Genomic DNA, 6316 nt, shown 5'->3' with positions numbered 1-6316 from the left:
TATGCGGCTCTGGATTGCTTCGCTGCGCTCGCAACGACGAACGGGGGGTAAGAAAAACCCGCCCGCCGCAGGGGTGCGGCGGACGGGCCTCCTTGAGAGTCGGTCGTGAAACTCAGCGCTGCTTCTTGAGGTAGTCGATGATTTCCTTGCGCTTCGCCGCGTCCTTGAGGCCGGGGAAGCTCATGCGGTTGCCGGGGACCAGCGCGCGCGGATTCTCCAGCCACTTGTCGAGCGTGGCGTCGTCGAGCGTCAGGCCCGACTTCTTCACCGCGTCCGAGAAAGCGAATTTCCCCTGGCCCATCTTATGGCCATAAGTCCCGAACAGGTTCGGGCCGAGCTTGTCGGGCGCGCCCTTGGCAACGTTGTGGCATACCGCGCAGCGTGCGAACGAGACCGGCGGCGCGGCCGGAGCGGCGGGGGCGGCCTCTGCGGTCGATGTCAGCGCGGCCTGTCCGCCGAAGCAGGCCACCAGCGCCAGCGCTCCCGCAGCGGCGAGGCCCATGCGCTTCTGCCTGATGTTCATGTCATGTCTCCCGTTATGCCTGTCCTGTGGCCTGTCGCTTTCGCACGGGGCATGGCGGGTCGATATTGGACTTTGGACCGGGCCGATATTCGACCAAGCGGCATCGTACCAAGGGTCACTTGTCCGCCTCCGCCCCGCAGGCGCAGTCTGGCGCCGGGCAAAAGGGGGAGCGGACTTGCTGAACGAGCACAAACTGCGCCGCATGGTAGTGAGCGAGATGCACTTGCGACGCTGGCCTCTGGTCCGCGCGCCGGCCTCGATCGTGCAGTTCGTGCGTGTGCTCGATGCCGCCGACCGCGAGGAGGAACTGGCGGCGATGCGCGCGCTGCCTTCGGCCGGGCCGATAGAGCCGTGCAGTCGGCCTCGCCATCTTTCCGGGACCCTCGCGCCGGGGCTCGCCTTCACATGGGAGCGGCACAGCGAGGCGAGCACGACGACGCTGTTCGTGACCGGCGGCGCGGCGATTCGGCCCGCTCTCAGCGATGCGCTGGCATGGGCGGGGAGCCTGCCGGGCAAGGTCATCCGGGCCTCGCGCGTGCAGCTGGTCGAGGATGAGGCGGCGGCGCTGGCGCTGCTGCCCGAACTCGGCTTCGCGGCGGACGACCTCGTCACCTGCTACATCGGCGATGCGCCCGGAGAACGGCAGGCGCGGATCTGGTCGGACTTCCGGCTGCGCGAGGACGGCTTCGGGGTGATTCTCGCGGCGGCGTGCGGGATGGCGCCCATTGGCGGGGGCGGTGCGCTCTCGCGCACGGTGCAGCGGCTGCAGGAGTTGGGCAACTACCGCAACCTCGCGCTGCTCGGCCTGCCTGTTGCGCGTGAGGGCTGGCGCGCGCTCGACCGGATCGAGGCGATGCTGGGCGAAACCAACCGCGCCGTCGCCCGCCCCGAAGTCACCGACGATGATCTGCTGGAGGACGTGACCCGCCTCTCGATGGAACTGGTGGCGCAGGCCAGCGCCTCCGATTTCCGCATGAGCGCGACCGCCGCCTACGCCACCATCGTCGAGGAGCGGCTGGCCGAACTCAACATCGCCGCGATCCCGGGGCAAGTCTCGCTGGCGGACTTCACCCAGCGCCGCTTCCTGCCCGCCGTGCGGACCTGCGCCGCGCATCGCCGCCGGGCCGAGCAGCTGTCGCAGCGCACGTCGCAGGCACTGGCGCTGCTGAGGGTGCGAATCGAGACGCGAATCGAGAACCAGAACGGCCTGCTGCTCGCCTCGATGGAGCGCAGCGCCTCGCGTCAGTTGCGCCTGCAACAGCTGGTGGAGGGGCTCTCGGTCGTCGCGGTGAGCTACTACGCGCTTGGCCTGATCGCCAAGGTACTGGAAGGCGTGGAGGAACTGGGCCTGAGGATTCACGCCCATGTGGGCACCGCGCTGCTGGCTCCGCTGGTGCTTGCGGGGGTGTGGCTGGCCATCCACCGGATGAAGCGGCGCATTCTCGGTCCGGAGGAAGGAAAATGACGCAGGATGAAAATAATCTGCAAGACTCACTTGCCGGGTCCGGATTCGTGCGCTAGTGGCGCGCTCCTGCCCCGGAGCGGATGCAAATCCAGCTCCAAGATTTAGCGGTCGTGGCGGAATTGGTAGACGCGCAACGTTGAGGTCGTTGTGGGCGAAAGCCCGTGGAAGTTCGAGTCTTCTCGACCGCACCAGGCAGTATTCGAACAGCACTGATCATGGCCTTCGGGCTCCCCTCGCAAGAGGGGGATCTGCTGTTCGTATCCTTTTTCGACCAGAAGCATCTGCCTGCGGCGACCGGGATTATCCCCGACGCCGGCCATCGCCGAGTTCGGACGGACATGGGCAAATCTGCACGAATGTTCCAGAGTCGCTCCACATCACTGCTGTAACGAGGCGCAATGCCCTCCCGGAACGTCCATTCCCGTATCCACGTGCTTGCCATCGGCGGCGCGCATCAGTTCGGCCATATCGTGCCGGTCGCCTGTGAGCTTGCCCGCCGTCATCCGGGGCAGGTACGCCTGTTCGTTTCCGCCGAGGCCGAAGTGGCGGCGGCCATGGCCTATGCAGGGCAGGGCGCGGCGCCCGAGATCGTCGTCATGCGCCTGCCCGCCGTCACTGCGCTGCTGCCGGCCTCGATGCACAAGTTCGTGCGGCTTACGCTCTGGGCGATGCGGCTGCGCGATGCGGCGGTGATCCTCTGCGCCGAGCGGACCTCCACCATGCTCAAGCGCCTGCCGGGGGATTGCCCGCCGATCCTTCACATCCCCCACGGAGCAGGCGACCGCGCGGTCGGTTTCGAGCCGCGCTTCCGCCTGTTCGATCACGTCATGCTGGCAGGTCGCAAGGACCGCGATCGCCTCGTTGAAGCGGGCTTCGTGAGAGCGCAGGACTGCACCGTCACCGGCCCGGTCAAGCTGGCCGCCGTGCTCGATAATGCGCAGGCCCGGCCGCCGCTGTTCGACAACGCGCGGCCGACGATCCTCTACAACCCGCACTTCTCGAAGAAGCTCTCCTCGATCGAGGCGTTCGGGCGGGGGCTGATCGCGGCAGTGGCGGCGGACGGTCGCTACAACCTCGTCGTCGCGCCGCACGTGCGGCTGGCGAAGCGATGGTCGGCGGCGAAGCGGCGCGCGTGGGAGGCGCTGGCGATCCCGGGGCAGGTGATCGTCGACCTCGGCTCGGCGCGCAGCAACGACATGACATATACGCTGGGCGCGGACCTCTACGTGGGCGACGTCAGCAGCCAGGTCTACGAATTCCTCGTCCGCCCGCGCCCGTGCCTGTTCGTCGATGCCAAGGGCGTCGACTGGCAGGACAGCGAGGACTACGCGATGTGGCACTTCGGCGAGGTGATCGCCCCCGACGCCGACCCCGTCGCCGCGATCGAGCGCGCCTTCGCGGCGCACGGGGACTACGTCCAGCAGCAGCGCGAGCGCATGACCTACACCATCGACGGCATCGCGTGGCTGGCTGACGGCACGCCGACTTTCGGCACGCGTTGCCCGGTGCGCGAGGCGGCAGACACGGTGGAACGGTTCGCGGGACTGAGAATGAAGGCAATCGCGGCAATCGCTTGACCCCCAATTAGCGCGATTATCCACCTATCCTCGTCATCCCCACCTTCGCGGGGATGACGGGATGTGCTTACGGCCTTTCCGGCGGGGATCGAACGGCGGTGTGGACCTGCCTCCAGAATGGGAACATAAGAAGAACATAATTCCCGATTCGTAAGGCCCGTCCCATGTCCCGCCCTCAGGCCCCCGCCTGTATCGAAGATCCGCCCCCGGGCACGCTCCCACGCCTCGCCCGGGCGCAGCTGCACGAGGTCCATGCAGAGGCCGAGGACTGGGCCTCGGCGCTGGCTTTCGCCTTCGGCATGGTGGACGCAGAGAAGGCGCGCCCCGTCCTCCTGCTGCGCCCCCGCCGCAAGGGCGCGGGTTTCGTGCCGTGCGGGGAGGGGCTGCGCGCGCTTGGCGTGGACCCGGCGCGGCTGGTGATCGTCGATGCCCGTAATGATGCTGCCCTGCTGCGCGCGGGGCTGGACGCGGCGCGCAGCAGCGGTCCGGCGGCGGTACTGATGGAAAGCTGGGGGGCGATGCGCGAATACGACCTCGTCGCCAGTCGCCGCCTGATCCTTGCGGCGGAAGGCTCGCGCATCCCGGTGGTGATCCTGCGCGGGGATGCCGAGCCGCGCTCCAGCGCCGCACATACCCGCTGGACGGTTTCCAGCGCCCCCTCGACCCCGCTGGAGATGCGCGCGCCGGGGGCCGCGACGCTGCTCGTCGAACTCGTACGCAGACGCGGCGGCCCGGCGGGGCAGCGCTGGCGGCTGGAATGGAATGAAGACCATGGCGGTTTCCGCGAACTCCCCCTCGACACCCGGCCCAGCACCGAAGAGCGCGGGCCGCCGCTACCTGGCACTGTGGTTCCCCTTTCTGCCGTGCGAGCGCGCGCGCCGCTCCGGCGTACTGCCTGACACAGACGCCCCGCAGGCTCTCGTCGCGCGCGATGGACAGGCGCTGCGCCTCGCTGCCGTGGACGTGACCGCGATGCGGCAGGGCCTGTCTTCCGGCATGACCCTCGCCGATGCGCGGGCGCGCAGCCCGGACCTTGCCACCGCGCCGCACGATCCCATCGCCGACGCGCGGGTGCTGGAGCAGCTGGCGGGGGCGATGATCGCCTTTACCCCGCTCGTCGCGCTCGATGCGCCCGATGGCCTGCTGCTCGACGTCACCGGCTGCGCGCACCTCTTCGGCGGGGAGGAGGCGCTGGTGCGCCGCGTGGTGAAGGATGTCGGTCCGACTACCCGCCACGCCCTCGCGCCTCACTCTGCCGCCGCCCGTGCGCTTGCCCGCTTCGGTGGGAAGGACGACGTTCGCACTCTTCCGGTCGCCGCGTTGGAACTGGACGAGGGCGCGCTTTCCGGTCTGCGCCGCGCGGGCCTCGAGACGCTGGGCGATCTTGCCGCGCGGCCGATGGCGGGGCTGGCGGCGCGTTTCGGGGAGCTTGCGGTCAGCCGCCTACGCGCCATTCTGGGAGAGACCGGCAGCCCGGTCATCCCCGTGCGCCTGACCGAGCCGATCCGGCTGGAGACGCGCTTTCCCGAACCGCTGGGCCGCACCGACGATGCGCTGGAGGTGGTCGAGGACATGCTCGCGCAGGCCGGGCGCACGATGGAGCAGCGCCAACTGGGCGGGCGGCGCTGGGCGGTCACGCTCCACCGCAGCGACAACCAGCGGCGGCGGCTGGTGGTGGAGACGGGCCTTGCGGTGCGCGATCCCGCCGCCGTCATGCGCCTGCTGCGCGAGCGGATCGACACGCTTTCCGACCCGCTCGACCCCGGCTTCGGCTTCGATGCGATCACCCTGGCGGTGCTCCACGCCGATCACCTGCCCTCGCGCCAGATCCTGCTTGAGAGCGGCAAGGAAGAAAACGCCGATAATGTTTCGGCGCTGGTGGACCAGCTCAGCGTGCGGCTGGGCGAGGACAGCGTGCGCCGCCTGATCCCGCGTGACCGCCACTTGCCCGAGAAGGCGCAGGCGCTGGTTCCTGCGCTGCGCCTGCGAGGCGCCCCATGGCCGGAGCCCGAAGACATGCCGCCCCGCCCGCTGCTGCTACTCGATCCGCCGCAACCGGTCGAGGTGATCGCCGGTGTCCCCGACAGCCCGCCCCAGCGCTTCCGCTGGAAAGGCCGCCTCCACGACGTCACGCTGGCCGAGGGGCCGGAGCGGATCGGCGCGGAATGGTGGCTGAAACGCGGCGGCCACATGCCCGGTGCTGCGGGCGAGACGCGCGACTACTACCGCATCGAGGACGGCGCGGGCCGCCGCTACTGGATCTTCCGCCACGGCCTGTTCAGCGAGAAGCCCGACCCGCGCTGGTATCTCCACGGCCTGTTTCCGTGAACTTCGCCGAACTGGTCACCGCCACCAACTTCAGCTTCCTGCGCGGCGCCTCGCCGGGGGAGGAGATGGTTGCGCGTGCGCTGGCGATGGGCATGACCGGCATCGGCATCGCCGACCGCAATACGGTGGCCGGCGTGGTCCGCGCCCATCGCGCATGGAAGGAGATGGGCCGGGCCAAAAGCGGGCTGCGCCTGCTCGTCGGCGCGCGGCTGGTCTTCGCGGACGGCACGCCGGACGTGGTTGCCTATCCGATGACCCGCCACGGCTGGGGCCGCCTGACGCGCCTGCTCACCGTGGGCAACCGCAAGGCGAAGAAGGGCGAGTGCGAACTGCACCTGGCGGATTTGCTTGAATACGCGCAGGATCTCGCGCTGATCGTGATGCCGGGCAGTGGCGATACGGACGAGATGCTGCTGGCCACTT

General features: G+C 69.2%; 6 protein-coding genes and 1 tRNA gene. 6 read left to right on the top strand and 1 reads right to left on the bottom strand.

What is annotated here, in order from left to right; translation table 11 throughout:
- Positions 1–112: 112 nt before the first annotated feature.
- Entirely contained in the window at positions 113–523 is a 411-nt protein-coding gene (locus ACYPYD_RS22255) for a c-type cytochrome (protein WP_008831062.1), read from the bottom strand.
- A gap of 175 nt (positions 524–698) precedes the next feature.
- Between ACYPYD_RS22255 and ACYPYD_RS22250 the strand changes: the two genes are divergently transcribed.
- The 6 genes from ACYPYD_RS22250 to ACYPYD_RS22225 all read left to right on the top strand — a co-directional run.
- Complete coding sequence (locus ACYPYD_RS22250) at positions 699–1988, top strand: DUF3422 family protein (protein WP_008831061.1); 1290 nt, start codon at positions 699–701, stop codon at positions 1986–1988.
- A 104-nt stretch (positions 1989–2092) separates the two neighbouring features.
- Positions 2093–2179, top strand: a tRNA-Leu gene (locus tag ACYPYD_RS22245).
- 207 nt (positions 2180–2386) lie between these two features.
- The gene (locus ACYPYD_RS22240; RefSeq protein WP_459665576.1) at positions 2387–3565 is read left to right on the top strand and encodes a glycosyl transferase; all 1179 of its coding nucleotides are present in this window, start codon (positions 2387–2389) and stop codon (positions 3563–3565) included.
- 164 nt (positions 3566–3729) lie between these two features.
- The gene (locus ACYPYD_RS22235) at positions 3730–4464 is read left to right on the top strand and encodes an ImuA family protein (protein WP_459665574.1); all 735 of its coding nucleotides are present in this window, start codon (positions 3730–3732) and stop codon (positions 4462–4464) included.
- On the top strand, positions 4403–5893 hold the full coding sequence (locus ACYPYD_RS22230) for a Y-family DNA polymerase (RefSeq protein WP_459665604.1): 1491 nt from the start codon (positions 4403–4405) through the stop codon (positions 5891–5893). Before ACYPYD_RS22235 ends, ACYPYD_RS22230 begins: the two co-directional genes overlap by 62 nt.
- Positions 5890–6316: PHP domain-containing protein (locus ACYPYD_RS22225; protein WP_459665572.1), on the top strand; the 427-nt coding region annotated here is incomplete at its 3' end. The genes ACYPYD_RS22230 and ACYPYD_RS22225, both read left to right, overlap by 4 nt.

The organism is Novosphingobium sp. 11B, from assembly GCF_054589055.1.
The sequence above is the reverse complement of the archived record's forward strand: the minus strand, read 5'-3'. Positions and strand labels throughout refer to the sequence as shown.

Coding starts and splice junctions, on each gene's coding strand:
- ACYPYD_RS22255 (WP_008831062.1), bottom strand. CDS start 523: ATGAACATCAGGCAGAAGCGCATGGGCCTCGCCGCTGCGGGAGCGCTG.
- ACYPYD_RS22240 (WP_459665576.1), top strand. CDS start 2,387: ATGCCCTCCCGGAACGTCCATTCCCGTATCCACGTGCTTGCCATCGGC.
- ACYPYD_RS22235 (WP_459665574.1), top strand. CDS start 3,730: ATGTCCCGCCCTCAGGCCCCCGCCTGTATCGAAGATCCGCCCCCGGGC.